The organism is Sphingomonas turrisvirgatae (genome assembly GCF_001721295.1).
Lineage (GTDB): Bacteria > Pseudomonadota > Alphaproteobacteria > Sphingomonadales > Sphingomonadaceae > Sphingomonas > Sphingomonas turrisvirgatae.
The window spans coordinates 86,564-109,853 of sequence record NZ_MDDS01000005.1 but is presented as its reverse complement, the minus strand read 5'-3'; the positions used below and the strand labels follow the sequence as shown (position 1 = coordinate 109,853).

General features: G+C 63.3%; 25 protein-coding genes and 1 pseudogene. 11 read left to right on the top strand and 15 right to left on the bottom strand.

The genetic code is table 11. From position 1 onward, the window contains the following. Window positions 1–26: 26 nt before the first annotated feature. Window positions 27–467: a DUF6628 family protein gene (locus BFL28_RS02020; RefSeq protein ID WP_069318964.1), complete on the top strand. Its 441-nt coding sequence runs from the start codon at window positions 27–29 to the stop codon at window positions 465–467. Here BFL28_RS02020 and BFL28_RS20010 read toward each other — a convergent pair. Together BFL28_RS20010 and BFL28_RS02005 are read right to left on the bottom strand one after the other, a co-directional pair. Then, window positions 464–2,125, bottom strand: coding sequence for an AmpG family muropeptide MFS transporter (locus tag BFL28_RS20010; protein ID WP_079246872.1), 1,662 nt, complete (start codon window positions 2,123–2,125; stop codon window positions 464–466). The genes BFL28_RS02020 and BFL28_RS20010 overlap by 4 nt on opposite strands. A gap of 65 nt (window positions 2,126–2,190) precedes the next feature. Further along, on the bottom strand, window positions 2,191–2,625 hold the full coding sequence (locus tag BFL28_RS02005) for a response regulator (RefSeq protein WP_069318963.1): 435 nt from the start codon (window positions 2,623–2,625) through the stop codon (window positions 2,191–2,193). 13 nt (window positions 2,626–2,638) lie between these two features. Between BFL28_RS02005 and BFL28_RS21380 the strand changes: the two are divergent. The 3 genes and pseudogenes from BFL28_RS21380 to BFL28_RS01990 all read left to right on the top strand — a co-directional run. Further along, window positions 2,639–3,481, top strand: a pseudogene (locus tag BFL28_RS21380) (pseudouridine synthase); the annotation flags it as partial. Window positions 3,482–3,852: 371 nt separating this feature from the next. Beyond that, window positions 3,853–4,389, top strand: a complete 537-nt coding sequence (gene rsmD, locus BFL28_RS01995) for a 16S rRNA (guanine(966)-N(2))-methyltransferase RsmD (RefSeq protein WP_069318962.1) — start codon at window positions 3,853–3,855, stop codon at window positions 4,387–4,389. 18 nt (window positions 4,390–4,407) lie between these two features. Then, complete coding sequence (locus BFL28_RS01990) at window positions 4,408–5,010, top strand: hypothetical protein (RefSeq protein ID WP_069318961.1); 603 nt, start codon at window positions 4,408–4,410, stop codon at window positions 5,008–5,010. Here BFL28_RS01990 and BFL28_RS01985 read toward each other — a convergent pair. The 5 genes from BFL28_RS01985 to BFL28_RS01970 form a co-directional block, all read right to left on the bottom strand. After that, window positions 5,007–5,321 (bottom strand): hypothetical protein, encoded by a 315-nt coding sequence (locus tag BFL28_RS01985; protein ID WP_069318960.1) that lies wholly within the window; start codon window positions 5,319–5,321, stop codon window positions 5,007–5,009. The two genes, BFL28_RS01990 and BFL28_RS01985, sit on opposite strands and share 4 nt — an antisense overlap. Before the next feature lie 108 nt (window positions 5,322–5,429). Further along, window positions 5,430–5,567, bottom strand: coding sequence for a hypothetical protein (locus BFL28_RS20835; protein ID WP_158011614.1), 138 nt, complete (start codon window positions 5,565–5,567; stop codon window positions 5,430–5,432). Then, on the bottom strand, window positions 5,564–5,761 hold the full coding sequence (locus BFL28_RS01980; RefSeq protein ID WP_069318959.1) for a hypothetical protein: 198 nt from the start codon (window positions 5,759–5,761) through the stop codon (window positions 5,564–5,566). Before BFL28_RS01980 ends, BFL28_RS20835 begins: the two co-directional genes overlap by 4 nt. A 74-nt stretch (window positions 5,762–5,835) precedes the next feature. After that, a complete protein-coding gene (locus BFL28_RS01975; protein WP_069319000.1) occupies window positions 5,836–6,048 on the bottom strand; it encodes a cold-shock protein in 213 nt (70 codons plus the stop codon). Window positions 6,049–6,241: 193 nt separating this feature from the next. Further along, window positions 6,242–6,436 carry a hypothetical protein gene (locus BFL28_RS01970; RefSeq protein WP_069318958.1) on the bottom strand — a complete coding sequence of 65 codons (195 nt, stop codon included), beginning with the start codon at window positions 6,434–6,436 and terminating at the stop codon, window positions 6,242–6,244. 403 nt (window positions 6,437–6,839) lie between these two features. On the opposite strand from BFL28_RS01970, the gene BFL28_RS01960 reads away from it, so the two are divergent. Then, a complete protein-coding gene (locus BFL28_RS01960) occupies window positions 6,840–7,034 on the top strand; it encodes a hypothetical protein (protein WP_069318956.1) in 195 nt (64 codons plus the stop codon). A 6-nt stretch (window positions 7,035–7,040) separates the two neighbouring features. On the opposite strand, the gene BFL28_RS01955 is transcribed toward BFL28_RS01960, so the two are convergent. The 3 genes from BFL28_RS01955 to uvrA all read right to left on the bottom strand — a co-directional run bounded on the left by BFL28_RS01955 (window position 7,041) and on the right by uvrA (window position 12,492). Next, window positions 7,041–7,520: a hypothetical protein gene (locus BFL28_RS01955; protein WP_069318955.1), complete on the bottom strand. Its 480-nt coding sequence runs from the start codon at window positions 7,518–7,520 to the stop codon at window positions 7,041–7,043. 302 nt (window positions 7,521–7,822) lie between these two features. Further along, window positions 7,823–9,268, bottom strand: a complete 1,446-nt coding sequence (locus tag BFL28_RS20005; protein WP_079246870.1) for a cytidine/deoxycytidylate deaminase family protein — start codon at window positions 9,266–9,268, stop codon at window positions 7,823–7,825. Between the two features lie 296 nt (window positions 9,269–9,564). Beyond that, window positions 9,565–12,492: an excinuclease ABC subunit UvrA gene (gene uvrA / locus BFL28_RS01950; protein ID WP_069318954.1), complete on the bottom strand. Its 2,928-nt coding sequence runs from the start codon at window positions 12,490–12,492 to the stop codon at window positions 9,565–9,567. A 331-nt stretch (window positions 12,493–12,823) separates the two neighbouring features. Between uvrA and BFL28_RS01945 the strand changes: the two genes are divergently transcribed. Further along, the gene (locus BFL28_RS01945; RefSeq protein WP_069318953.1) at window positions 12,824–14,470 is read left to right on the top strand and encodes a DNA methyltransferase; all 1,647 of its coding nucleotides are present in this window, start codon (window positions 12,824–12,826) and stop codon (window positions 14,468–14,470) included. A gap of 294 nt (window positions 14,471–14,764) precedes the next feature. On the opposite strand, the gene BFL28_RS01940 is transcribed toward BFL28_RS01945, so the two are convergent. Continuing rightward, complete coding sequence (locus BFL28_RS01940) at window positions 14,765–15,241, bottom strand: vgr related protein (protein ID WP_069318952.1); 477 nt, start codon at window positions 15,239–15,241, stop codon at window positions 14,765–14,767. 122 nt (window positions 15,242–15,363) lie between these two features. Here BFL28_RS01940 and BFL28_RS01935 point away from each other — a divergent pair, with 122 nt between their 5' ends. Beyond that, on the top strand, window positions 15,364–15,909 hold the full coding sequence (locus tag BFL28_RS01935) for an rRNA large subunit pseudouridine synthase E (protein ID WP_069318951.1): 546 nt from the start codon (window positions 15,364–15,366) through the stop codon (window positions 15,907–15,909). Window positions 15,910–15,915: 6 nt separating this feature from the next. Here BFL28_RS01935 and BFL28_RS20830 read toward each other — a convergent pair whose 3' ends face one another. Both BFL28_RS20830 and BFL28_RS01930 read right to left on the bottom strand, forming a co-directional pair. Further along, window positions 15,916–16,074, bottom strand: coding sequence for a hypothetical protein (locus BFL28_RS20830; protein WP_158011613.1), 159 nt, complete (start codon window positions 16,072–16,074; stop codon window positions 15,916–15,918). A gap of 84 nt (window positions 16,075–16,158) precedes the next feature. Beyond that, entirely contained in the window at window positions 16,159–16,587 is a 429-nt protein-coding gene (locus tag BFL28_RS01930) for a copper chaperone PCu(A)C (protein WP_069318950.1), read from the bottom strand. A gap of 173 nt (window positions 16,588–16,760) precedes the next feature. On the opposite strand from BFL28_RS01930, the gene dnaK reads away from it, so the two are divergent. Both dnaK and dnaJ read left to right on the top strand, forming a co-directional pair. Then, window positions 16,761–18,674 carry a molecular chaperone DnaK gene (gene dnaK / locus BFL28_RS01925; protein ID WP_069318949.1) on the top strand — a complete coding sequence of 638 codons (1,914 nt, stop codon included), beginning with the start codon at window positions 16,761–16,763 and terminating at the stop codon, window positions 18,672–18,674. Between the two features lie 64 nt (window positions 18,675–18,738). Continuing rightward, a complete protein-coding gene (gene dnaJ, locus BFL28_RS01920) occupies window positions 18,739–19,854 on the top strand; it encodes a molecular chaperone DnaJ (RefSeq protein ID WP_069318948.1) in 1,116 nt (371 codons plus the stop codon). 171 nt (window positions 19,855–20,025) lie between these two features. Here the strand turns inward: dnaJ and BFL28_RS21825 are convergent, their stop codons facing one another. Next, window positions 20,026–20,244 (bottom strand): DUF6894 family protein, encoded by a 219-nt coding sequence (locus tag BFL28_RS21825; RefSeq protein ID WP_420911747.1) that lies wholly within the window; start codon window positions 20,242–20,244, stop codon window positions 20,026–20,028. 162 nt (window positions 20,245–20,406) lie between these two features. Here BFL28_RS21825 and BFL28_RS20630 point away from each other — a divergent pair, with 162 nt between their 5' ends. Beyond that, a complete protein-coding gene (locus BFL28_RS20630) occupies window positions 20,407–20,652 on the top strand; it encodes a hypothetical protein (protein WP_131818563.1) in 246 nt (81 codons plus the stop codon). Window positions 20,653–22,371: 1,719 nt separating this feature from the next. On the opposite strand, the gene BFL28_RS01915 is transcribed toward BFL28_RS20630, so the two are convergent. Further along, window positions 22,372–22,803: a cupin domain-containing protein gene (locus BFL28_RS01915; RefSeq protein WP_069318947.1), complete on the bottom strand. Its 432-nt coding sequence runs from the start codon at window positions 22,801–22,803 to the stop codon at window positions 22,372–22,374. Window positions 22,804–22,898: 95 nt separating this feature from the next. Here BFL28_RS01915 and BFL28_RS01910 point away from each other — a divergent pair, with 95 nt between their 5' ends. Beyond that, complete coding sequence (locus tag BFL28_RS01910) at window positions 22,899–23,231, top strand: glycine zipper 2TM domain-containing protein (protein ID WP_173655652.1); 333 nt, start codon at window positions 22,899–22,901, stop codon at window positions 23,229–23,231. Window positions 23,232–23,290 lie beyond the last annotated feature (59 nt).

The window sequence follows — 23,290 nt, the reverse complement described above, 5'->3', positions numbered from 1 at the left end:
GCGGCGACGGATCACGGAGTCGCTGTATGTCGCAATCACCGCCTGCCCTCGCCGTGCTGGGCCAGACCTTGTATCGCCTTCAGCCAGAAGGCGCAGGTTCCAGGCTGTTGCTGTTCGGAATCCGCCAGATCGGGTCCAGCGGCCTGTATGATGCCGCCACGGCGCACGCCTTCGTTACCGCCTTTGGCAAGGGATTCCGCCGGCCGCTGCTCATGCTTCGAACGCTGATGGCGGAAATGTCGGGCGCGGCGTCCGGTCCGATCCAGATCGCGCCATGGTGCTGCGCACGCGTAACTCCCAACGAAGGCGCGCTGCTCGACCTCATCGCGCTCAGCACCACCGATCCATGTCGCGCCCGCATACTCCTTGCAGATCTGCTCGGTGCGCGTCACGTCGACGGCATGCTCGCGACCTCCGCCGGCTTGGCCCAAGCGTTCAGCGATCTCGGCTTGCCGCTCGACGGCTAGGCGGCAGGATCGGCTCGCGCATCGCCTTCCCCTTCGATCCCGGCGCTGCCGATCGAGCGATCGACCAGCCCGCTTCGCACCATCCACGCGAACAGCACGACACCAGGCAGCGCGAGCACGGTGGTAAGCAGGTAGAAATTTAAATAGCCGATACCCTCGATCATCTTGCCGGCCGACGTACCGCTCAAGAACCGGCCGAGAATGCTGGCCGCTGCCGAGAGCATCGCGAACTGGGTCGCCGTAAAGCTCAGGTTGCATAGCGAGGCGAGATAGGCGCCCACGCAGACACCGCCGATGCCGCTCGCGAAATTTTCGAACCCCATCGCGACGGCCATTCCGGCATTGGTGTGGCCGACGGCCGCCATGCCCGCGAAGCTCAGGTTCGATACCATCATCAGCACAAGCGAAATCAGCACCGACCGCTTCATGCCCAGCTTGGCATAGAGCACGCCGCCCACGAAGATGCCCGCCATCAATGCCCAAAACCCGACGAACACGTCGTAGAACGCGACCTCCTTGAGCGTATAGCCCTGGTCAGTGAACAACAACCGCAGGGTCAAGTTCGCCAGCGTGTCGCCCAGCTTGTGCAGCAATACGAACAGCAGGACGATTAGTCCGCCATCGCGACGGAAAAATTCCATCAGCGGCCCGATCTTGCCGCCTTCCGCCACGGCGGGGTCGCGCGGCTGGAGCGAGGCAATCCACAACAGCGTCGCCGCTCCGAGGACGAGCAGGGCCACTGCCTCCGGCGCAGTCCACCCGCGCCACAACGCAAGCGCCACTCCGGCGATCGGGACCAGTCCGATCCAGGCAAGTGCGCTCGGCTTACCGGCGTCGCGTGCACGGCGGGCCGACAGGTCGAACAGCGGGAATAGGTAGCCGACCAGCACCATGTTGGAGAGGATGTTGACGCCGAGCGCCGCATCGACCGAACGCGCCGCGACATAGAGCGGGACAAACGCCAGGATAAACAGCAGGTAAGGACGCCGGGCCATCCGCTCGGGCCATTCGCGATAGACCTTGCGCGTCGGTTCGCCGACGATCAGGCCGGCCAGCACCGCTGGCAGCGCGAAAAGCGCACAGATCGCATAGGCGGCGGCCCAGCCATAGTCGGCGGCCATGTACAGCGCTAGCCCGCCGGCCGCGTTCGACCCGATCCGCCAGCCATATTGCGACATGCCCGAACCCACGCCCAACTGACGCGGCTCGAGCAACTCGATGCGATAGGCGTCGATCACGATGTCGAACGTCGCACCAGCGAGCCCGACCAGGATTGCCGCCGCCGCGACCCAGCCGAGTGACGCCTTGGGATCGAGGCTGCCGAGGAAGATCACTGCGGCCGCGACCATGGCTCCGGTGACGATCAACCACGACCGGCGGGCGCCGAGTGCGCCGAGCAGCGGGATGCGAAATTTATCGACGATGGGCGCCCACGCCCATTTGAGGTTGTAGGCAAGGAACGTCAGCGCGAACGCGGTCACCGCCGACTTGGTGATGCCGTCGGCTGCCAGGCGCGACGTCAGCGTCGCGCCGATCATCGCAAACGGGAATCCAGATGAGATGCCGAGTGCAAGCGCGGCGAGCGGCGCTTTTTCGAAATACGGCCGAATGCCGTCGAGCAGCGTGCCCTGCCCCTCAACCGCCACGCCAGAACTCATGAAACCCTCTCCCTCGACGCAGGCGACCGTAGCGGGAAAAACGGCAATGCAAAGCCCGGCGCGGGCTATTGCGCGGTCGATTGGAACAGATGAAGGCTGGACGGCAGGCGTCGCGGCGACTTTCCGGCAATCAACGCTTCGATCGCATCAATGGCGACCAGCAGGTCGCGCTGGGCGTAGGGTTTTGAGAGGCAGCCCAGCGCAATCGCCTCTACCTCCTCGATCGGCCGTCCGGTGACGAACAACGCGGGAATGCCCTCGGCTCGCGCAGCGTGCGCGACGTCCGCGCCAGTCCCATCGGCAAGGCCCAGGTCGATCAGTACCAGGTCGACCTTGTCCGGCGCAATGATGTGGCCGATCGCCTCACCCACCGAATCGGTGGTGGCGACGACGAGGAATCCTTCTTCGGTCAGGAAATGTTCGGCGTCGAACGCGACCAGCGGCTCGTCCTCAACGATGAGGAGCCGCGTGATCCGCCGCTTCTTTCTTCCGAACACCATCCCGCACTCATCAATGTTACGGTTGGACAACGCGATAATGCGCGCACCGGCTCCCCTCGCACAAGAATTTTTGCGTCATGCCGCGCGCCCCTGTATCGCGCTTCAAATGTCAGTGCCTCCCCCCGCCGAACCGTCCAAACAGGAACACCGTATCGCCAAGTTGCTGGCCCGCGCGGGGGTCGCATCGCGGCGCGAGATCGAACGGATGATCGCCGACGGCCGGGTCGCGATCGACGGTCAGGTGCTCACCACGCCGGCGACCACCCTGTCCTCTCTCAATGGCGTGACCGTCGATGGCGAACCGGTCTCGGCGGCTGCGCCGGCGCGGCTGTTCCGATTTCACAAGCCGGCCGGCGTGCTGACGACCGAGCGTGACCCGGGCGGGCGGCCGACGATCTATTCGCGTCTGCCCGGCGGCTTGCCCCGGCTGATGCCGGTCGGTCGGCTCGACCTCAATACCGAGGGCTTGTTGCTGATGACGACCGACGGCGAGCTCAAGCGTCAGCTGGAGCTGCCATCAGTCGGCGTCGAACGGAGTTACCGCGCCCGTGCCTATGGTCAGGTCAGCCAGGATCAGCTCGAGGAACTCATGCTGGGCGTCGAGATCGACGGCATCCGTTACGGCTCGATCGACGCCAATCTGGAACGGCGGACCGGCGCGAATGTCTGGATCGAGTTGACGCTCACCGAGGGCAAGAACCGCGAGGTACGTCGGGTGCTCGAGCATCTCGGGCTCAAGGTCAGCCGACTGATCCGCACCCGCTACGGCCCGTTCCGGCTCGACGACATGCCGGTCGCGGCGGTGGACGAGGTACGTCAACATGACCTGATCCTGTTCCGCAAGGCGCTGTCCGGTCCCGCCGGCGGCAAGGCAGCGTCGAACCTGCAACTCTCCGGCCGGCCCAAGCCCGAGCGCGCGGCGCCTGCCGTCCAGGCAGCATCGCTGGACGCTGCGCCCGCAAACCGTGCCGAGCGCCGCAAGGTCGTTGGGAAGCGGGCAGCGACAACTCCCCCGCCCAAGGCCGCCGCAAAGCCTACGCGCGCGGCGATCAAGCCGAAACCGGACGCGAAGTCGGGACCCAAGGGCTGGGGTGCAAACCAGAAGCGCAGATTGGCCAGCAAGCCTCGGGATGACGACGCCGGCGAATTGATCGATCGGCCTAAGCGGCGCTATCGATCCGCTGACCGGCGACCGGCTCCCAAGGGCCCGCGCAAGGGACCTCGGGCATGAGGATTATCGCCGGGAAGTGGCGCGGTCGTGTGCTTGCCGCGCCCAAGGGCGACGCAACGCGCCCGACGGCCGATCGCACCCGTGAGGCGCTGTTCTCGATGCTGACCAGCCGGGTCGGCGATTTCGAGGGACTTGCGGTGGCCGACCTTTTCGCCGGATCAGGCGCTCTTGGGTTCGAGGCGCTGAGCCGGGGCGCTGCGTCGTGCCTGTTCGTCGAGCAGGACCGCGCCGCGCTCGACGCGCTGCGCGCCAACGCCGACAAGCTGGGGGTGCGGGCCGACATTCGCGCTTCCTCGGTCATGGCGCTGGGCCCTGCGCCGAGGCCGCTCGACGTCATCCTGATGGACCCGCCCTACGGCACCGGCGCGGGGAGCGTTGCGCTCGACAAGCTGGCGCGGCTCGGCTGGACGTCGCCGGCGACCTGGGTCAGCATCGAAACGGGCAAGGCGGAAACCGTCGACGTCGCCGGCTTCGTCATCGATGCCGAGCGTGTGCACGGAAAGGCCAAGCTGACGCTGTTGCGCGCGGCCTAACCCGCGCCGGGAGGGGCAATGACGGGGTTCGATCTGGTCTTTGCGGTGTACGGCCTGCTGCTCGGGCTGGCGGTCGCGGAAGTGCTTGGCGGGTTTGCGCGGGCATTGAAGCTCAAGCGCGGCGCGAAGCCGGTCAAGATCGGGTGGCTAACGCCGCTGCTCGGGACGCTCGTGATCTTCGACCTGACCAGCTTCTGGCTGCTCGCCTTCGACGCGCGGGAGCAGATCGGGGCGGATTACCTGACGCTGCTGGGTGTGCTGATCATGGTCGGGATCTACTACCTCGCTGCGTCGGTCATTTTCCCGGACGAGCCGGCGGAATGGCCGGACTTCGACCAGTGGTACGACAAGCAGAACCGACTGGTGATCGCCGGCCTGCTCGCCGCAAACGTGCTGAGCTGGATCGGGCTTGGCGTGCTGGACGCCATGGCGCCGGCCGCCGTGGAGGCGCCGGACACCTGGCATCCTGTGTTCACGCCAGTCTACCTGCTAAGCGGGCTCGGCATCCTCGTGCTGCTCGCCGCGCTGCTGAAGGTCAAGTCGCGGCGGTGGAACGTGGCGCTGCTGGCGACGCTGATCGCCCTGTTCTTCATCAGCGGCGTGGTGGAGCCGTTCGCTTAGCCATCGACCAGCGTGGGCCGGCCCAGCGCCGGGGCCAGCGCGGCCTTGTCCTCAGCCGTCAGCGGCGCGTCCATGTTCGGGCGGAAGTGCGGGTCAGCGCGGTCTTCGGGGCCGGGATGATCGGCGCGCTCGAGGTCCGGCGCGGGGTGCCCGTCGGCAGGCGCGTCGGGATCGCGGCGAGTGAAGAAGATCGCCGCGGCGGTCGCCGCCGCCGCGCCGGCGAGCGCACCCGCCAGCGGCAGGGCATTGCGGCGTAGCGTATCGGCGACGCCGCCGCCTGCGGTCGATTTGGATTTCCGGGTCGTGGCCATGAGGCACCTCGTTTGAATGACTTGCATTCCAAACGGCGAAACGTCGCGAAGGTTGCCCAGAAGCGGGCCGGCGCGAAACGTGGCGAACGTCGCGCCACCTTTGCGATGTTAGCCCAGCACCTCGATCGCGGCGGCACGGGCGATTTCGCACGTGCGGGAATCGGTGGCGGGGCGGCGGAACAGCGAGAGCTTTGCCCGCTTGATATGAAGTTCGATCGGTAAGTTATTCGTATGATTGATATTCACGTAAGGTCCTGTGTTGATTTGACCGCCGCTTCACGCACGGCGCGAGCCTCGTCCACCCGCTCCTGGCGCTCGGCCATGGCAATCCAGGCAGCTTCGGCACGCAGATTGCGGTCGCGGACATTGTCCAGCGTCGCCGAATTGGCGTCCTCGCGGCACTTGGCGGCGTTGGCACGGTAGCTGAGGATCTGGGCCATGAAGGCTCCTTTCGGACGGAAGTGAGGGTCATGGGGTTGGGCGGCACACCATGGCATGCCGCCCGAAAAGCGAATTACTCGGCCGGCGAGATATTCACCGCGGCCATCTTGCCACGGCGATCCTCTTCCAGCTCGTACGTCACGCGCTGATCCTGGTTCAGCGTCGCCATGCCGGCGCGCTCGACCGCCGAGATATGGACGAAGGCATCGTTGCCGCCATTGTCCGGCGCGATGAAGCCATAACCCTTGTCGGCGTTGAAGAATTTGACGGTACCGGTGATGCTCATATTCATTCCTTCATGTAGAAGCCCATCCCGAGTGGACGGACCTGTGGCCGCGGAAGCAGATGAAGGAAGAAGGGGCCGCAAAGCTCCGTAGACCGACGATTTGCGACAGTAGCGGACCCAATATGGGGCGTCCGTCAGGGATTACAAGGCCAGGCGTGAGCCGCGGCCGAAACGAGCCGCGCGGCCCGCCCGATCAGCCGGCGTCGTGCAGCGCCGCCGCGCTTGCCGCGACCTGCATCGGCGCGTCGGTATGCGGGCGCAGCGCGTCGATCCGCTCGGCATAGAGCGTCGCCATACCGCGATGCGCATAGCGCGCCTCAGGACAGACGGCAGCCTGCGCGCACATCAGCGCGATCTGGTGGCGGTGAAGCAGTTGATTGAGATCCATGAAAACGCCCCTGCAGCTGTAAGCAAGAGCGCGTTTCGGTCTCTCAGCCGCTGAAGCCTACGATAATGTTTTCAGCGATTTAGCCGATATGGGGTGGCGGCCGCCGGTTGCAAGCGCGGGCGCCGCTGGCGTGGCGGCGCAGGGCGTGGTAGGCCGGACTCATCAGTGGCTATCGACCCAATCGTGAGCGCCACTGGCTGAGAGACCCCGTGTGCTCCCGCTTGCCAGCCGGAGACACGTCATCGAACAGCCCTTTATCATCAGCTATGCCGTCGCGGTTGCGCTGACCACGATCGCCGCGACTACCGCAGTCGGCGCCTTGCGCTGCTCGCTGGAGCGGCAGGCTCGCGCGGCCCAGGCGCTGGCCCCGCGCGTTCGACCGAAATGGTCGTGGCGCCGGTAAGTGGAACGCGAGCTGGCGCTGTGGACCGACGCGCTGGCATTTGCCGACAGCCATGGCGGCGAAGGCCCCGATGCGATCGCGCGCAAGATCGACGACCTGCGCACGCGTGAGCGAGTCGAGGAAGCGGCGTGGTGGCTGTCGGTCGGCCGCCGGCTGACGCGGCTGTACCAGATGCACGCCGCGCCGCCGAACTAGCGGCAGTCAGGCGACGGCGGGCGCGGCGGCGCGAGTCAGCCCCTGCGGTTCGATCGAGCTGTAGCCGGCGCGTTCATGCTGCCGCGCGGCGGCGTCCCCCTCCCCGGCCCGTTTCGGGCTGGCTTTGCCGGTTTCGCGGTCGAGGCCGCGCGCGGTGAGAATATCGACGGTGGCGGCGGCCGCGACGAAGGCGATTGCGCCCCACACGGCGGGGTTGCGCGGCGCGCGGGTGACGGCAATGCCGAGCGCGGCCATGTCGATCCCGTCGCCGGCGACGCGGTTCCACATGTTGGTCGAATGCGCGGGCGCGGCGATGAGGTTGGCCCCGGCGGCGATCTCCCGCACGCCGAACGCCTTGAGCGTGGTGCGCGCGGCGTCGTCATCCTGATCCATCGCCTGCGCGATGCGCCGGTTGGCAATGATCTCCACCGCGCCGAGCGCGATCGAGAAGATGCCGAGGCCGAAGGATAAGCCTTTGTAGTTCATGGTGGTTTTCCCGTTGCGAGCGGTGTGCGGCGGGAACGGGTGGCGGGGGAAAGAGGTTCCGCGCCTTATATTTGACGAAGCAGGTTCGCTATCGCGAATGCTAATTCAGTTCAGGCCCAACGGTATCTGCCCATCATCATTGGCGATGGGAATTACCACAAATCGCTCAAGTTCAGTATAGCTTGGCGCAAGAACGTCTACCATTGGACAAGGCACGTCATAAAACCATTTCTTAGCTACACTACCGCTCTTTCGCTTGCCGCGCTTTTCAAAAATATCTCGGTACCGAAACGGTGATATGCCTAAAAATGGCAAAAATGATACTCGCTTGTCTGATATGGTATCCAACTCGATCTCGTTATTGTGGAGCTGCTTAGCTTTGCTTTTCGGATACGGCTCCATAAAACTACTGTTTGAACTCCAGCAGCGAGAATATGCTTCGCGCAATTGTGACACGGAAAAGTAGTACAGAAGAGTATACTTCTTTTTACAGAACGCCCCAATCTTGCGGCATCACATAGCGCGCACATTTCAGCGTGAACCACGCGACCATACTCGGTAAGATCGAGTATCTTGGAGCCCCTTAAAGCTCCTAACGATTTGTCGCGATGATCTTTCTTCGAGCTCGTCAGATGATCGATGAGATCGTTAAGATCGCGCTTCGACTTGGTCGGAAGTTTAATCATTTCTGCAGTGTCAAGGCGCTCTAGAACATCTCGAACAACTTCTCTTTTTTCATCTTCATTTGGGTCTGATCCACGGGAAATATCTCTATAGTCGGGTGCTTCGCAATCCCAATATGTGCCACCAAACGCCTTTGGAACCTCATTGCATCCCTGGACGATTAGCTCGCCGTCCTCACTGAATATGGCAGCTCCAACTTGACGAGATAGATCCGCCGAGCGCAGCGAAGCGGATTTAGCGCAATACATGCCGTACTCAAACTTGTTTGGCGTTATAGAGTTCAGCCCAAATAGAGCGTTGAAGAATCTACCCAGAGTAGAAGCCATTGGAGCTTTCGATATTCCATCCACGAAAACATCAGCTAAATGAAAAGCGTCTCGAAGATGTTGCCCATGGCTATCCTCACCCTCATCAGCATCTCGGTCCATCAACTCTTGAGCGCTGAAGGAAACAGTATTTCCAGATGTGTTGAGGGGCATCGTTCGCCTTATTTTTTCCTCCAGAATGGCTTTCCGGTCACCTTCTGATCCGTATGCCGACACTAAAATGAACTGTCGACCATAAACGCGTCTCATCATGTCCACTTCGTCGGGGCGTTTGATCTGACGAACAATGTACGCCACCTTCTGCGCCACACGGTCGGTTGCTCCCACCGCTTCGTAGGCGACCGGTTGAACAGGGCCGATAAAGTCGTTCTGGCTGTTAGCGGGAGCGTCTTCGACCCATAATCCTTTCCCATCTGCAATAAAGGCGTCGCGCTCACGACGAATTGCTGCGATCGCAATCCGCATCATGAACGCGGAATCTTCACGCGATCGGCATAGATCACTTGCATGATCCATCTTGAATTTCATGAGATGATGAAACCCTTTTCGAGTGGGCTTCTTATATGACGAACTCAGATCTTTGATCTCATCCGTCAATTTGATCGTGGCACTCTCGTATTCCACAGATCTGAGCGCGTCGCTCACTGCGCTGCAGATCGCATCCACGTCCACTCCGATCGGTCCTGCGATACCGATCACGAGTTCCGGAAACCGGATTAATGCCAGATCATCGTGCAACAGGCCAGCCCCTCTTTGCGTTTGATAACCACACTCGAATGAGTAGTGTGGCCGCTAGCAGGGGAGATGCAACATGGATTCGCGCAAGGCAGATGTGGAAATCCGGAAAGTTGCATTTTCGAACCGAAAAATTGCGACGCAATTGGGCCGCCCTGTGAGGGACGCGCCTCGCTCCACATCGATCTATGCGACGATTTTGATGCGTCCTACGTCAAATCATAAGTAAGTTAGGCGATCAGATAAATCTGTCCAATTACATCAAAGGCTACCCGCAGCGACGATTCCAAGCGGTTTAGTCACTCCGCCGCCACGCTCTCCCCTACCCCGCCCCGCTCCAGCAACGGCGCAAGATACTTCCCGGTATAGCTGCGCGGTTCCTTCGCGACCTTCTCGGGCGTGCCTTCGGCGACGATCTCGCCGCCCTTGACGCCGCCTTCGGGGCCGAGGTCGAGGATCCAATCGGCGGTCTTGATGACATCCAGATTGTGTTCGATCACCACCACGGTGTTGCCCTGTTCGACCAGCGCGTGAAGCACTTCGAGCAGCTTGCGCACATCCTCGAAGTGAAGCCCGGTGGTGGGCTCGTCGAGGATGTAGAGCGTCTGGCCGGTGGCGCGGCGGGCGAGTTCCTTGGCGAGCTTGACGCGCTGTGCCTCACCGCCAGACAGGGTCGTCGCCTGTTGCCCGACCTTGATATAGCCAAGGCCCACTTCGGCGAGCATCGCCATCTTGTCGCGGATCGGGGGGACGGCCTTGAAGAATTCGACCGCATCCTCGACCGTCATGTCGAGCACGTCGGCGATGCTGTGCCCCTTGAACTTCACTTCCAGCGTTTCGCGGTTGTAGCGTTTGCCGTGGCACACATCGCACTCGACATAGACGTCGGGGAGGAAGTGCATCTCGATCTTGAGCACGCCGTCGCCCTGGCACGCTTCGCAGCGGCCGCCCTTGACGTTGAAGCTGAAGCGGCCGGGCTTGTAGCCGCGCGCCTGCGCTTCGGGGAGGCCGGCGAACCAGTCGCGGATCGAGGTGAAGGCGCCGGTATAGGTCGCGGGGTTGGAGCGCGGGGTGCGGCCGATCGGCGACTGGTCGATGTCGATCACCTTGTCGCAATGATCGAGGCCAGCGATCCTGTCGTGCTTGCCGGCGAGGATGCGCGCGCCGTTCAAGTGCCGCGCGGCGGCGGCGTAGAGCGTGTCGATGGTGAAGCTGGACTTGCCCGAGCCGGAGACGCCGGTGATGCAGGTGAAGGTGCCGAGCGGGATCGACGCGGTGACGCCGGTCAGATTGTTGGCGGTGGCGTTGTGGACGGTGATCTTCTTGCCATTGCCCTTGCGACGCTTGGCCGGGACCGCGATGCTGCGCGTGCCGTTCAAGTAATCGGCGGTGACCGAGCCTTGCGTCGCCAGCACCTGATCGAGCGTGCCTTGCGCGACGATCTCACCGCCATGGACGCCGGCGCCGGGGCCCATGTCGATGAGGTAATCGGCGGTGCGGATCGCATCCTCGTCATGCTCGACCACCAGGACGGTGTTGCCGAGGTCGCGCAGGCGGCGGAGCGTGGCGAGCAGCATGTCGTTGTCGCGCTGGTGAAGGCCGATCGACGGTTCATCGAGCACGTAGAGCACGCCGGAGAGGCCCGAGCCGATCTGTGACGCGAGGCGGATGCGTTGGGATTCGCCGCCCGAGAGCGTGCCGCTGGTGCGGTTCAAGTTCAGGTAATCGAGGCCGACATTGTTGAGGAAGCCGAGGCGCTCGTCGATTTCCTTCAGGATCGCGCGGGCGATCTCCTGCTGCTGGGGCGTGAGGGCGCCGGGCAGGTCGCGGAAGAAGGGCAGCGCGTCGGTGACGCTGAGCCGCGTGACGCTGGAGATGTCGCGGCCGGCGACCTTGACCGCCAGCGCTTCGGGCTTGAGGCGCGCGCCGCCGCAGGTCTCGCACGGGTGCGCGGCCTGATATTTGGACAGCTCCTCGCGCATCCAGGCGCTCTCGGTCTGGAGCATGCGGCGATTGAGGTTGCCGATGACGCCCTCAAACGGCTTCTTGACGTCATACGACTTCTTGCCGTCGATGAAGGTGAGCGTGACCGGCTTGCCGCCGGTGCCGTGAAGGATGATGAGCTGGACCTCGCCCGGCAGGTCCTTCCACGGCGTGTCGAGGTTGAAGCCGAACTCGCGCGCGAGGCTGCCGAGGACCTGCATGTAATAGGGCGAAGGCGGGTTGGATTTCGCCCAGGGGACGACCGCGCCCTTCTTGATCGTGAGGTCGTGGTTGGGAACGACGAGGTCCTCGTCGAAGATCTGCTTTTCGCCCAGTCCATCGCACGCCGGGCACGCGCCCTGCGGGGCGTTGAAGCTGAACAGGCGCGGCTCGATCTCGGGGATGGTGAAGCCGCTGACCGGGCAGGCGAACTTCTCGGAGAAGACGATGCGGTTGGCCGGGATGCCCGCGCCCTTCATGGCGCCGGCGTCGGCCGCCTCCCCTTCCCGCCCCGGCACCACGCCGTCGACGATGTCGACATAGGCCAGGCCATCGGCGAGCTTGAGCGCGGTTTCGAAGCTTTCGGCGAGGCGGGTGGCGATGTCTTCGCGGACGACGAGGCGGTCGACCACCACCTCGATGTCATGCTTGTACTTCTTGTCGAGCGCGGGGGCTTCCTCGATCAGACAGGTCTCGCCATCGATGCGCACGCGCTGGAAGCCGGCCTTCTGCCACTCGGCCAGCTCCTTGCGATACTCGCCCTTGCGGCCGCGCACCACGGGCGCGAGCAGCAGCAGGCGGGTGCCCTCGGGCAGCGCGAGGACGCGGTCGACCATCTGGCTGACCGTCTGCGCGGCGATCGGAAGGCCGGTCGCGGGGCTGTAAGGGATGCCGACGCGCGCCCAGAGCAGGCGCATGTAATCGTAGATCTCGGTCACGGTCGCCACGGTCGAGCGCGGGTTGCGGCTGGTCGTCTTCTGCTCGATCGAGATCGCGGGCGAGAGGCCCTCGATGTGCTCGACATTGGGCTTCTGCATCATCTCGAGGAACTGGCGCGCATAGGCGGAGAGCGACTCCACATAGCGCCGCTGCCCCTCGGCATAGATGGTGTCGAACGCCAGGCTGGACTTGCCCGAGCCGGACAGGCCGGTGATGACCGTCAGCGTATCGCGCGGGATGTCGATGTCCACGCCCTTGAGATTATGCTCGCGCGCGCCGCGGACGGAAATGTGGGTCAAGCTCATGGGACGTGGTTCTAGCTTTGTTCTGAAGGGGATGCCAGAGGGGGAGATAGGTGCGGGTGCCCGCCTTCGCTAGCCGTCACGAGATATGCCCGAACTGGACGCAGTTTCTCACGCGCTCCGATTGCGAAATCCATGACATAGAGGTGATAGGCGCAACCATATTGGAGACAGTCGTCGTCGCCACGACATAGCTCGCCGTCGATCATGGGGCGATGGGGAGACAACATCGCGAAACCGGCGACGGTTACGTCCGAAATCGAGTTTGTTCGCGACTAGTTCGCGATATGTTCGGATACATTCAGCGGCCTTTGCAGACGGGCGGAGCCGCAACGTGAGCCAGCTATATTATGGAGACAATCTCGACGTTCTGCGAGAGCACGTCCCGGACGAGAGTGTGGACCTGATTTATCTCGACCCGCCGTTCAACTCGAATGCCAATTACAACATTCTGTTCAAGTCACCAGACGGGCAACAGTCTCAATCGCAGATTGAGGCATTTGAGGACACATGGCATTGGAACGACCGTGCCGAGGCCGCTTTCGACGATGTGATGCGGAGTGGCAATACCAACGCCTTCACGCTGCTGCGCGCAATGCGCGAGTTCCTGGGCGACAATGACATGATGGCGTACCTCGCCATGATGACGGTGCGGCTAATCGAGCTACACCGCGTGCTGAAGCCGACTGGGTCGCTGTACCTACACTGTGATCCAACCGCGAGCCATTATCTGAAGCTGTTGCTGGATGGGGTGTTCGGGGCCACCAATTTCAAGAACGAGATCGTATGGAAGAGAACGACCGCCCACTCAGCAGCTAGGCGGTTCGGTGATGTCCATGACATCATCCTGTTTTACAGCAAGTCGGGCGACTTCACTTGGAACGAGATATTATTGCCCCACTCGGATGGTTACTCGGATCGGTATAGGAACGAAGACGAAAAAGGTCGAGTTTGGGCTGACGACAATCTTACGGCGCCGGGCATTCGGAATGGGCATTCGGGAGAAGCCTGGCGCGGCTTCGATGTGACAGCGAAGGGGAGTCATTGGAAAATCAGTCGAAAAGCCGTCGAAAGAATTGTGGGAGCAGACAAAGCCGCTTCAATGACGACGATTGAGAAGCTTGATTTGCTCGATGCGGACGGCTTGATCCACTGGCCGCGCAACGGCGGATTTCCGCGGTTCAAGCGAGTCCTATCATCAGGAACGCTTGTCCAGGATGTGGTGACGGATATCCCACCGCTAAATTCACAAGCCCAGGAACGCCTGGGCTACCCCACGCAAAAGCCCTTAGCCTTGCTCGAACGCATCATCGACGCTTCCTCAAACGAAGGCGATCTCGTCCTCGACCCGTTCTGCGGCTGTGGCACCGCTGTGCACGCCGCGCAGAAGCTGGGGCGTCGGTGGACCGGGATCGACGTCACGCATCTCGCCATCGGCCTGATCGAAAAGCGCATGAGCGACGCCTATCCCAGCCTGCAATTCGATGTGATCGGCCGTCCGCAATCGCTGGCCGATGCGGAGGAACTGGTTCGTCGCGACAAGCATCAGTTCGAACTGTGGGCGCTGTCCGTCGTCGATGCGGCCCCATGGAAGGGCGGGCGCAAGGGACCGGACGGCGGCATCGACGGCATCATCTGGTTCAAGCCTGATGGGAAGAAGACGGAAAAGGCGATCGTCGAAGTAAAGGGCGGCGCGACAGGGGTGAAGGATGTCGGGCGGCTGGCACAGGTCATGGAGCGTGAGAACGCAAAGATCGGTGTGTTGCTTACGGCGCAGCCACCGACACGGACGATGGAGCGTGACGCAGCGGCCGTGGGAATATGGGAGAATAAATACACCGGCCGCAAGCATGCACGGCTTCAGATCCTGACCCTCGACGATCTGTTCCACAACAGGAGGCCGGATATCCCGTGGGTCGATACGACCGTCGGCAAGAAGGCAAAGCGCGAGACGACGCAGCAACAAGGCACGCTGCTTTAGTATTGTGTGCGGGACGGCGGCGCTTCCATTTGCGCCGCCAGCGCGGCCCACCATCTTGCCCTCGCTCCAAATGTCGGCGGTGGCACATGTAGCTGAGCCGAGAAGCACCCCAGTGCAGTGCAGTGCTGCGCTGCCGCGGCTCTGGTCGAACCAGCAGCTCCCCTCAAACTTCGACGCAGCTTGGCAGCAGCAGCGCGTAGCGGAGGTTCCGCACTGCCGCCTCGGGCCTCTCGACGGTAGCGGCGGCGGGTGCATGGCGGAGCAAGCACGATTGAGCCACCCGCCCTTTGCGGTTCAAGCGCTGCGCTCGTCCACCCCACTAAACGGCAACACCCCGCGATACTGCTCCAGCGGCGGCGCGCCCGGCAGGAGCGCGCCGTTACGCAGCAGGAAGACGTGGCGGACGATTTCGGCCTGTTGCTCGAGGCCATAGCGGCGGAGCGTCCAGCCGGGCTTGAGGCTGTAGCCATAGCGGCAGAACGGGTGGCGCCGGATCGGCAGGAAGATGCCTTGCTGGTGCTGCCAGATATGCACCATCTCGTGAATGAAGAGGCCTTGCAGGTCGAGGCCGGCCGTGGCGAAGTCTTCGCGGTAGCTGCCGCCCCCGGGGTGGAAGTGGATGCAGCCGAGCGGGGCCATGGTCACGGTGCGCGGCTGGAAGAAGATCCATTTGCGATTGGCGATGCTGGCGCGTGCGTAATCGATCGCATCGCCGAACATGGTGCGGGCAAGCGTGATTTCGCCTTGGGTCAGCGCGCGACGGTGTTTCATCTGTGCTAGGTGGCGCGAGGTATGATTCCTGTCCAGTGCGGCGGCGTGCTGAACGCCCTCACCCTTTCGGCGTTTTGCGCCTCCTTGCCTCCTTCACAGGGCGAGGAAAGTGAGCCTGTGCGATGACCCTGATCCTGTTCAACAAACCCTATGGCGTGCTGTCGCAATTCACGGACGAGGGGAGCGGGCATCCGACGCTGGCGGATCATATAGACGTGCCCGGCGTGTATCCCGCAGGACGGCTGGATCGCGACAGCGAGGGGCTGTTGTTGCTGACTGACGATGGCCGGTTGCAGGCGCAGATCGCCGATCCGCGGCACAAGATGGCCAAGACCTATTGGGCACAGGTCGAAGGCGTGCCGGACGAAGCGGCGCTGGATGCGTTGCGCGCCGGCGTGCGGCTGAAGGACGGGCTGACGCGGCCGGCATTGGCGGAACGGATCGATCCGCCTGCGCTGTGGCCGCGCGATCCGCCCGTGCGATATCGCAAGAGCGTGCCGGATTGCTGGATCGCACTGACTCTCCAGGAGGGTCGCAACCGGCAGGTGCGGCGAATGACGGCGGCGGTCGGGCACCCGACGCTGCGGCTGGTACGCCAGCGAATATGGGGGCGGTTCGGCGACTGGTCACTCGAAGGACTTGTGCCCGGCAGCTGGCGCGAGGCGTAAGGCCGCTCAGCCCGGGATCAGCGGATCCGTCGCATGATCGGCATAGGCCTGAAACGACTTGAGCTGCGCGCGCGTGGCGGACCAGGCCTGCAGCGAGTGCGCGCCGGAGAACAGCGCCAGATCGCCCGCCGCAAGGAAGCAGATCATGATGATGACTGACTTCATCCGGCCATGCTAGCGTGCAAGGCTGAACAATTCGTTGCCGTCGAACGAGGCATGATTTGAGTCAGGCGACGGCCCGCGCCGGAACTAGTCGGCGTCGCCTGCCGCCTTCACCTTGGCGCTTACTTCGAGAACGCGGCCGTCGGCAAAGCTCAGCTTGAGCGGGACTGCCGAGCCGGCCCTTACGCTGGGCGAGATGTCGTAGAGCATGACGTGGATGCCGCCGGGCTTCAGTTCGACCGTCTGGCCCGCCGGAACCGCGACATCGCGGCGTGGCGCCATCGTCATCATGCCGCCCTCCTGCTTCATTTCATGCAATTCGGTGCGGATCGCGGCAGGACTGGAGACGGCGACCAGCGTGGTCGGTTCGCTGCCGCCCCGGATCGTCAAATAGGCAGCGCCCGGGCGACCCGTCACCGCCGGCAGCCGGACCCAGGCATCGTTCGCGCCAAGTTCGGCCTGCTGGCACGCGGCAAGCGTCGCAGTGACGAGGCAAAGAGCAAACAACCGGCGCATTGTCGAAATCCCTCCCGATTCGGGAACCATTTGCGATTTTCGTAAGTGGGGCATGACCTTGCGGCAAGGGAACGCTCACCTATATGCGGCTTACAGTTGCTGCGTTGCCGCTTCAGGGGCGCGGCAACGTATTGGTTTGAAACGATTTAGCAGACGGGGGCCTTAGAGGACTCATGGGTAAGGTTATCGGAATCGATCTGGGCACGACCAATAGCTGCGTCGCTGTCATGGAAGCGGGCAAGCCCAAGGTTATCGAGAATGCGGAAGGCGCGCGCACGACGCCTTCGATCGTCGCGTTTGCCAAGGATGGCGAGCGACTGGTCGGCCAGCCGGCGAAGCGCCAGGCGGTGACCAATGGCGACAACACGATTTTCGCGGTGAAGCGCCTGATCGGCCGCCGCTTCGACGATCCGGTGACCAAGAAGGACACCGAACTGGTCCCCTATACCATCGTAAAGGGTCCGAACGGCGACGCGTGGGTCAAGGCCGGTGGCGAGGATTATTCGCCTTCGCAGATCAGCGCCTTCACGCTGCAGAAGATGAAGGAAACCGCCGAGAGCTATCTGGGCGAAACCGTGACGCAGGCCGTCATCACGGTGCCGGCTTACTTCAACGACGCGCAGCGTCAGGCGACCAAGGACGCCGGCAAGATCGCAGGGCTCGAAGTGCTGCGCATCATCAACGAGCCGACGGCGGCGGCGCTGGCCTATGGCCTGGAAAAGACCGACGGCAAGACGATCGCGGTCTATGACCTTGGCGGCGGCACGTTCGACGTCTCGATCCTGGAGATCGGCGACGGCGTGTTCGAGGTGAAGGCGACCAATGGCGACACCTTCCTGGGCGGTGAGGATTTCGACTCCAAGGTCGTGCAGTTCCTGGCCGATGACTTCAAGAAGGCCGAGGGCATCGACCTTACCAAGGACAAGCTGGCGCTGCAGCGGCTGAAGGAAGCGGCCGAGAAGGCGAAGATCGAGCTGTCGTCGGCGGCGTCGACCGAGGTCAATCTGCCCTTCATCACCGCCGACGCCAATGGGCCCAAGCACCTGGTCAAGTCGATCAGCCGTGCGGACCTCGAGCGTCTGGTCGATGATCTCGTCACCCGCACGCTCGAGCCGTGCCGCAAGGCGCTGGCCGACGCTGGCCTCAAGGCGAATGCGATTGACGAAGTGGTGCTGGTCGGCGGCATGACCCGCATGCCCAAGGTGCGCGAAGTCGTGAAGCAGTTCTTCGGCAAGGAACCGCATACCGGCGTGAACCCCGACGAAGTCGTGGCGATCGGCGCGGCGATCCAGGCCGGCGTGCTGCAGGGCGACGTCAAGGACGTGCTGCTGCTTGACGTCACTCCGCTGTCGCTGGGCATCGAGACGCTGGGCGGCGTGTTCACCCGCATGATCGATCGCAACACGACGATCCCGACCAAGAAGTCGCAGGTTTATTCGACCGCTGACGACAATCAGCAGGCGGTGACCATCCGCGTCTTCCAGGGCGAGCGCGAAATGGCGGCGGACAACAAGCTGCTGGGCCAGTTCGACCTGGTCGGCATCCCCCCTGCTCCGCGCGGCGTGCCGCAGATCGAGGTGACGTTCGACATCGACGCCAACGGTCTCGTCAACGTGTCGGCCAAGGACAAGGGCACCGGCAAGGAGCAGCAGATCCGCATCCAGGCCTCGGGCGGGCTCAGCGACAGCGACATCGAACAGATGGTTCGCGACGCCGAGAGCTTTGCCGAAGAGGACAAGAAGCGCCGTGCCGCGGCCGAGGCGAAGAACAACGCCGAAAGCCTGGTGCACACGACCGAACGCCAGCTCGCCGAGAATGGCGACAAGGTGGACGACGTGCTGAAGGGCGAGATCCAGGCCGCGATCGACGAGACCAAGTCGGCGATCGAGGGCGGTGACGCCGATGCGATGAACGAGAAGAGCCAGGCCCTTGCGCAAGTCGCGATGAAGCTGGGTCAGGCGATCTACGAGAAGCAGCAGCAGGCGGAGGCTTCGCCATCGTCTGCTTCTGGGGCCGACGCAGGCGCGGAGAAGGCGGACGACGTGGTCGACGCTGAATTCTCCGAGGTGGACGACAACAAGGCGTAATGCGCATGCTCACCCCCGCCCTTTCCTATCGAAAGCGGCGGGGGCATGGGCGGGGGCCGAGTGAATGACCACCGAAGTTGATTATTACGAGCTGCTCGGCATCGAGCGGACAGCCGATGACACGACGATCAAGTCGGCGTTTCGCAAGCTGGCGATCAAATACCACCCGGACAAGAATGGCGGGGGCAAGGAGCATGAGGCAAAGTTCAAGGCGATCAACGAAGCCTATGACTGCCTGAAGGATCCGCAGAAGCGCGCCGCCTATGACCGGTTCGGCCATGCCGCGTTCCAGAATGGCGGCGGTGGCGGCGGGCGTCAGCATCCCGGGTTCGACGCCTTTTCCGACATCTTCGAATCCATGTTCGGCGAATTTGCCGGCGGTGGTGGGCGCCAGCGCCAGGCGCGCGGCGCGGACTTGCGCTACGACATGGAGATCAGCCTGGAAGACGCCTTCCATGGCAAAGAGACGGACATCACCATCGATGTTTCCGGCCCATGCGAACCGTGCGGCGGCACCGGCGCGTCGCCGGGCACGATGGCCAAGACCTGCGGCACCTGTCGCGGCCATGGCAAGGTGCGCGCGCAGCAGGGCTTCTTCATGGTCGAGCGGCCCTGTCCGACCTGTCATGGCGCCGGCCAGACGATCAGCGATCCGTGCAAGAGCTGCCGCGGCGAAGGGCGTGTCGACAAGACGGTGACGCTGGCGGTCAACGTGCCGCCCGGCGTGGACGATGGCACGCGCATCCGTCTGTCCGGCCAGGGCGAGGCCGGCGCACGCGGCGCGCCTCCCGGCGACCTCTATATCTTCCTGCACGTGAAGCCGCACGCGATCTTCGAGCGAGAGGGCACGACGCTGTACGCCCGCGCGCCGATCAGCTTCACCACCGCGGCGCTGGGCGGCGAGATCGAAATCCCGGGCCTGGACGGTGAGCTCCACACGATCCGCGTCGCCGCGGGTACGCAGAGCGGCCGCGAAGTTCGCCAGCGCGGCGCGGGCATGCCGGTCCTGCAAGGTCGCGGCCAGGGCGACCTGGTGGTGCGGATCGAGGTGGAAATCCCGACCAAGCTGTCCGCGCGGCAGAAGGAACTGCTTGAGGAATTTCGGGGCCTTGAGACCGGCGACGAATGCCCGGTGTCGCATGGCTTCTTCGACAAGCTGAAAAAGGCGGTGGGGGGCTGACCGCCCTCCCCGCTTATCTTTCGTTCATCGTCGACGCTATCGCGGCATGATACTGGCGCCAAAATGCCGCCGACATGCACGCTAGCGTTCGCGGAACCGTTGCCATGGCTGCTGCGGCTATCGACGGCAAAGGCCGACACGGGTGGTTAGCGGTCGTTTGCGGCAGCAGCGTCAGGGCCACCGACAAGGATCTCGAACAGCGTCAGGTCGTCCCCGGGACGTGACTCGAACTTTGAGATTCGAGTCAGATACGGACGGCTCACCGTGCTTCAGCATTTCGCCAGCGAAGGCTTGCGCCATCGCGCGCGCGTCATGTGCGCTTGCAAGCGCTAGACGCTCGAAGTGCTCCGCTCTTCCATTGTGCAAAAGGTGGAAGGTGTAGCAGGCCATTGCTCGCCCAACGCGACCTGATTGCATTATCTCCGCCAGTTAACATGCATTAGGGAACACTGAGACACAGCGGATCAGCTATGGTACGGTCTGTCATCGTGCATACCAACCGAGCAACGCACGCCTGAGAGATTGATTCTCCCGCTCCACTGGAGCAAGGCCATGGACATCAACTATTTTCTTCGTCGGGAGCAGGAAGAGCTGCACCGCGCCGAGACTTCCCCGTCGCGATCGGCACGAATTGTTCACCGCGCACTCGCCTTGGCGTATGCAAAATTGCTTATGAAAAGCACTTACCCCCATAATCGCCTCGAGACGGATGCAGAACGCAGCGTCAAACGTGACGAACGCCAGCAAGTTGCTGCTGAAGACGCTTCCTGGGAGAACGAGGGCGGCACCTCCCGTTAGTTACAATGCGGGTGAACGCCTCAAACTGGCCGAGACGCCACGAATATGCCGCGTGGGCTTACATCCGAACTACGGCAGCCCCATGTAAAGGCTATCGCTGCCCTAGCCTTGAGCCCCGCCGCGACTGAGAGATGCTTTGCGCTCCCGCTCGAATGGGACAAAAGCTATGACCATCGACCATACGGACGGGCCGCTTCCATCCACAGACGTTGAGGAATTGCTCGGACGATACGGCATAAAGCGTGTAAGCGCGGACAGCTTTTTGGTGAATGGCTTTCGCTATACGAACGCTCTGGATGCGATCGCGGAAGCGAAACGTCATCCGACGAGTTCGATCCGTGCAACGTCTGAGGACGAGCCCCTGCATACAGGTAGGTGACCGCCCTTGCGATAGTAGTGGCGATCGTCTGGAGCATTCCGCTGCTCGGCGGAGCCGTGATGTGGATCGCCTTTCCTTATTCCGCGAAGCTGCGGCAGAGCCTGTTTGGCGATGACGCGCTCTAAGCCGAAATGCAGGACGGAAGGACCTATCATGCATTTTACGCAGTATTTGCGCTGCATTCTGCGACGCGGACATCGTTATTTTGGCAGTCAATCGCGACCCGGCATGGAAACTTGCATGTATTGTGGCAAGCGCCGCCATCCCAGGGCGGGCAGTCTCAAAATCGGAGCACGTAGCCCACCTTAGTTAAACAGGGTGCTCAATCAGACGACGTTCGTGAGCGCTCGGCCGAACCGGCCAAAGCAGAAGAAGCCGGCCTCGGATCACCGTCCCTTAGCTCTCGTCCAGCTAGTTGCCGCAACGAACGGTCGATGCTTGCAAGAACCTCGAGCAAGCTGGACTCAAAATCGGTCATTTCAACTCTCCTGCTGTCAGCCCTCGGCTCAGACGACCGTACGTATCCGGAAAGAGGTAAGACCGGCGAGGAACGTCCACAATGGGGTCGTGAGTTGCCCGTCAGCATCGCCTCACGCCCACGATGACGTTGCCGACGCGCCGGATGGCCTGGTCGCACTTCCAAAAGTAACCGGACAGAAAAAGGGGGTCGGCGTCGCCGCCGGCCCCCTGTCGCCTTGTTTCCGGCGGCGCGGCCCGGGGGCTGCGCGCCTGCTGTCGGCGGCATGTCCATGTTCGCGCCGGCAAGGGCGGCGAACCTGGACATCCTTGGGTCCACGATCGGCAAGCCGTCCGCTTCTCCGGGTCACCGGGCGGGCGGGCATGTCCGAAGACCGCCCCGTCCGCCGCGATGTCCTTTGCTCCGCCGGCTCCTTGCGGTTCCGGCTTTGCGGGCGGTCATTGCAATTCAAGTGTCCCGAGGGGGCACTCGCTTGCAATCACCCTGCGCCGCGCATGTCGCCATGCGGCTTGCAGTTCGATCCCCGGTCTTGCGCATCGCCGAAGCGTTGCGCCGTTCCGAAGATCCGCCCATCGCACGCCTGAGCGCTCGATCAGCGTTCGGACACCGGTTCCGTTTCGTATCCGCCCAAGCCCGCTCTCGCGAGCCGGACGGGCCGTTTCCCGGGGTGGCGTCCCCGTCCCGACGGTGCGGTTTCCAAAAGGCACCAGCAGCTGTCGGTCCGTCGTAAACCTTTGACTTCTTTCCGATTTCTCGGCGTTCCGTCATCCGCTTACAGATGTGATGCTGTCATCGAATGCGAGTCGCGCAAAGCCGCAACCCGCTGTTCCCATCTGTGGATAACGTGGATTGCGGGGATCGGTCAGCCGCCCGGCTGCCAGCCGGGCGGAGCAAGGTTAAAGCCCGCAAAGTCGAAGCCGGGCACGACGACACAGCTGACCAGCGCCCAGCCGCGCCGCGCCTCTGCCGCCTGCCAGTGCGTTGCCGGGACGAGCGCCTGTGGCACATGGCCGGCAAGCACGTCGCCGCCCAGCGTGATCGTACGCGGTGGCGCGTCATCGCCCGGTGCGATCATCAGGTCGAGCGGCGCGCCGGCATGCCAGAGCCATAGCTCGTCCGCATCGACGCGATACCAGTGGGAACGCTCGCCTGCCTCAAGCAGATAGAGGATGCCCGTGCCCGGCGAACGCCGGCCGTCCGCCGCCGGCGCGCGCCCCGTTTCACGGTACCAGCCGCCCTCTGGATGTCGGGCCAGGCCGAGACGGGCGACGATGTCCTGCGATTGATCCTGCATCGCGCATGAACTGCACGAAATGTTACGTTCATGAAACCGGCCATAACGTCGGCCGTTCTTTGCACAGGGTTCAAGGTAGAGAATGGAGTTTTCTGATGCGTAACCTGATGATGGCGCTGGGCGCCGCGTCGCTGACCATCCCCGCCACCGCCATGCTGCCCAGCATCGGTGGACCGAGCTTTGGCACCGAGGCACAGGCGCAGAGCCGCGCCCGCTATCGCGAATGGCGTGGCCGCGACGGCCGCCGTTACTGCCGCAAGCCCGACGGCACGACCGGCCTGGTGGTTGGCGGCGTTGCCGGCGCGCTGGTCGGCCGGTCGATCGACACGCGCGGCGACCGCACGGTCGGCACGCTGCTGGGCGCGGCAGCCGGCGCGGTCGCAGGGCGCGAGATCGAGCGCAGCGGAAGCAAGCGTCGCTGCCGCTAAATCGATCCAGATCAAGATGACTTGGGGCGCGGGAGGAAACTTCCGCGCCCCGTTTCGTT

Excerpts from the sequence above, each read along its gene's own strand:
- BFL28_RS02020 (WP_069318964.1), top strand. The coding sequence starts at position 27 with ATGTCGCAATCACCGCCTGCCCTCGCCGTGCTGGGCCAGACCTTGTAT.
- BFL28_RS20010 (WP_079246872.1), bottom strand. The coding sequence starts at position 2,125 with ATGAGTTCTGGCGTGGCGGTTGAGGGGCAGGGCACGCTGCTCGACGGC.
- BFL28_RS02005 (WP_069318963.1), bottom strand. The coding sequence starts at position 2,625 with ATGGTGTTCGGAAGAAAGAAGCGGCGGATCACGCGGCTCCTCATCGTT.
- rsmD (WP_069318962.1), top strand. The coding sequence starts at position 3,853 with ATGAGGATTATCGCCGGGAAGTGGCGCGGTCGTGTGCTTGCCGCGCCC.
- BFL28_RS01990 (WP_069318961.1), top strand. The coding sequence starts at position 4,408 with ATGACGGGGTTCGATCTGGTCTTTGCGGTGTACGGCCTGCTGCTCGGG.
- BFL28_RS01985 (WP_069318960.1), bottom strand. The coding sequence starts at position 5,321 with ATGGCCACGACCCGGAAATCCAAATCGACCGCAGGCGGCGGCGTCGCC.
- BFL28_RS01980 (WP_069318959.1), bottom strand. The coding sequence starts at position 5,761 with ATGGCCCAGATCCTCAGCTACCGTGCCAACGCCGCCAAGTGCCGCGAG.
- BFL28_RS01975 (WP_069319000.1), bottom strand. The coding sequence starts at position 6,048 with ATGAGCATCACCGGTACCGTCAAATTCTTCAACGCCGACAAGGGTTAT.
- BFL28_RS01970 (WP_069318958.1), bottom strand. The coding sequence starts at position 6,436 with ATGGATCTCAATCAACTGCTTCACCGCCACCAGATCGCGCTGATGTGC.
- BFL28_RS01955 (WP_069318955.1), bottom strand. The coding sequence starts at position 7,520 with ATGAACTACAAAGGCTTATCCTTCGGCCTCGGCATCTTCTCGATCGCG.
- uvrA (WP_069318954.1), bottom strand. The coding sequence starts at position 12,492 with ATGAGCTTGACCCACATTTCCGTCCGCGGCGCGCGCGAGCATAATCTC.
- BFL28_RS01940 (WP_069318952.1), bottom strand. The coding sequence starts at position 15,241 with ATGAAACACCGTCGCGCGCTGACCCAAGGCGAAATCACGCTTGCCCGC.
- BFL28_RS01935 (WP_069318951.1), top strand. The coding sequence starts at position 15,364 with ATGACCCTGATCCTGTTCAACAAACCCTATGGCGTGCTGTCGCAATTC.
- BFL28_RS20830 (WP_158011613.1), bottom strand. The coding sequence starts at position 16,074 with ATGAAGTCAGTCATCATCATGATCTGCTTCCTTGCGGCGGGCGATCTG.
- BFL28_RS01930 (WP_069318950.1), bottom strand. The coding sequence starts at position 16,587 with ATGCGCCGGTTGTTTGCTCTTTGCCTCGTCACTGCGACGCTTGCCGCG.
- dnaK (WP_069318949.1), top strand. The coding sequence starts at position 16,761 with ATGGGTAAGGTTATCGGAATCGATCTGGGCACGACCAATAGCTGCGTC.
- dnaJ (WP_069318948.1), top strand. The coding sequence starts at position 18,739 with ATGACCACCGAAGTTGATTATTACGAGCTGCTCGGCATCGAGCGGACA.
- BFL28_RS21825 (WP_420911747.1), bottom strand. The coding sequence starts at position 20,244 with ATGGCCTGCTACACCTTCCACCTTTTGCACAATGGAAGAGCGGAGCAC.
- BFL28_RS20630 (WP_131818563.1), top strand. The coding sequence starts at position 20,407 with ATGGACATCAACTATTTTCTTCGTCGGGAGCAGGAAGAGCTGCACCGC.
- BFL28_RS01915 (WP_069318947.1), bottom strand. The coding sequence starts at position 22,803 with ATGCAGGATCAATCGCAGGACATCGTCGCCCGTCTCGGCCTGGCCCGA.
- BFL28_RS01910 (WP_173655652.1), top strand. The coding sequence starts at position 22,899 with ATGCGTAACCTGATGATGGCGCTGGGCGCCGCGTCGCTGACCATCCCC.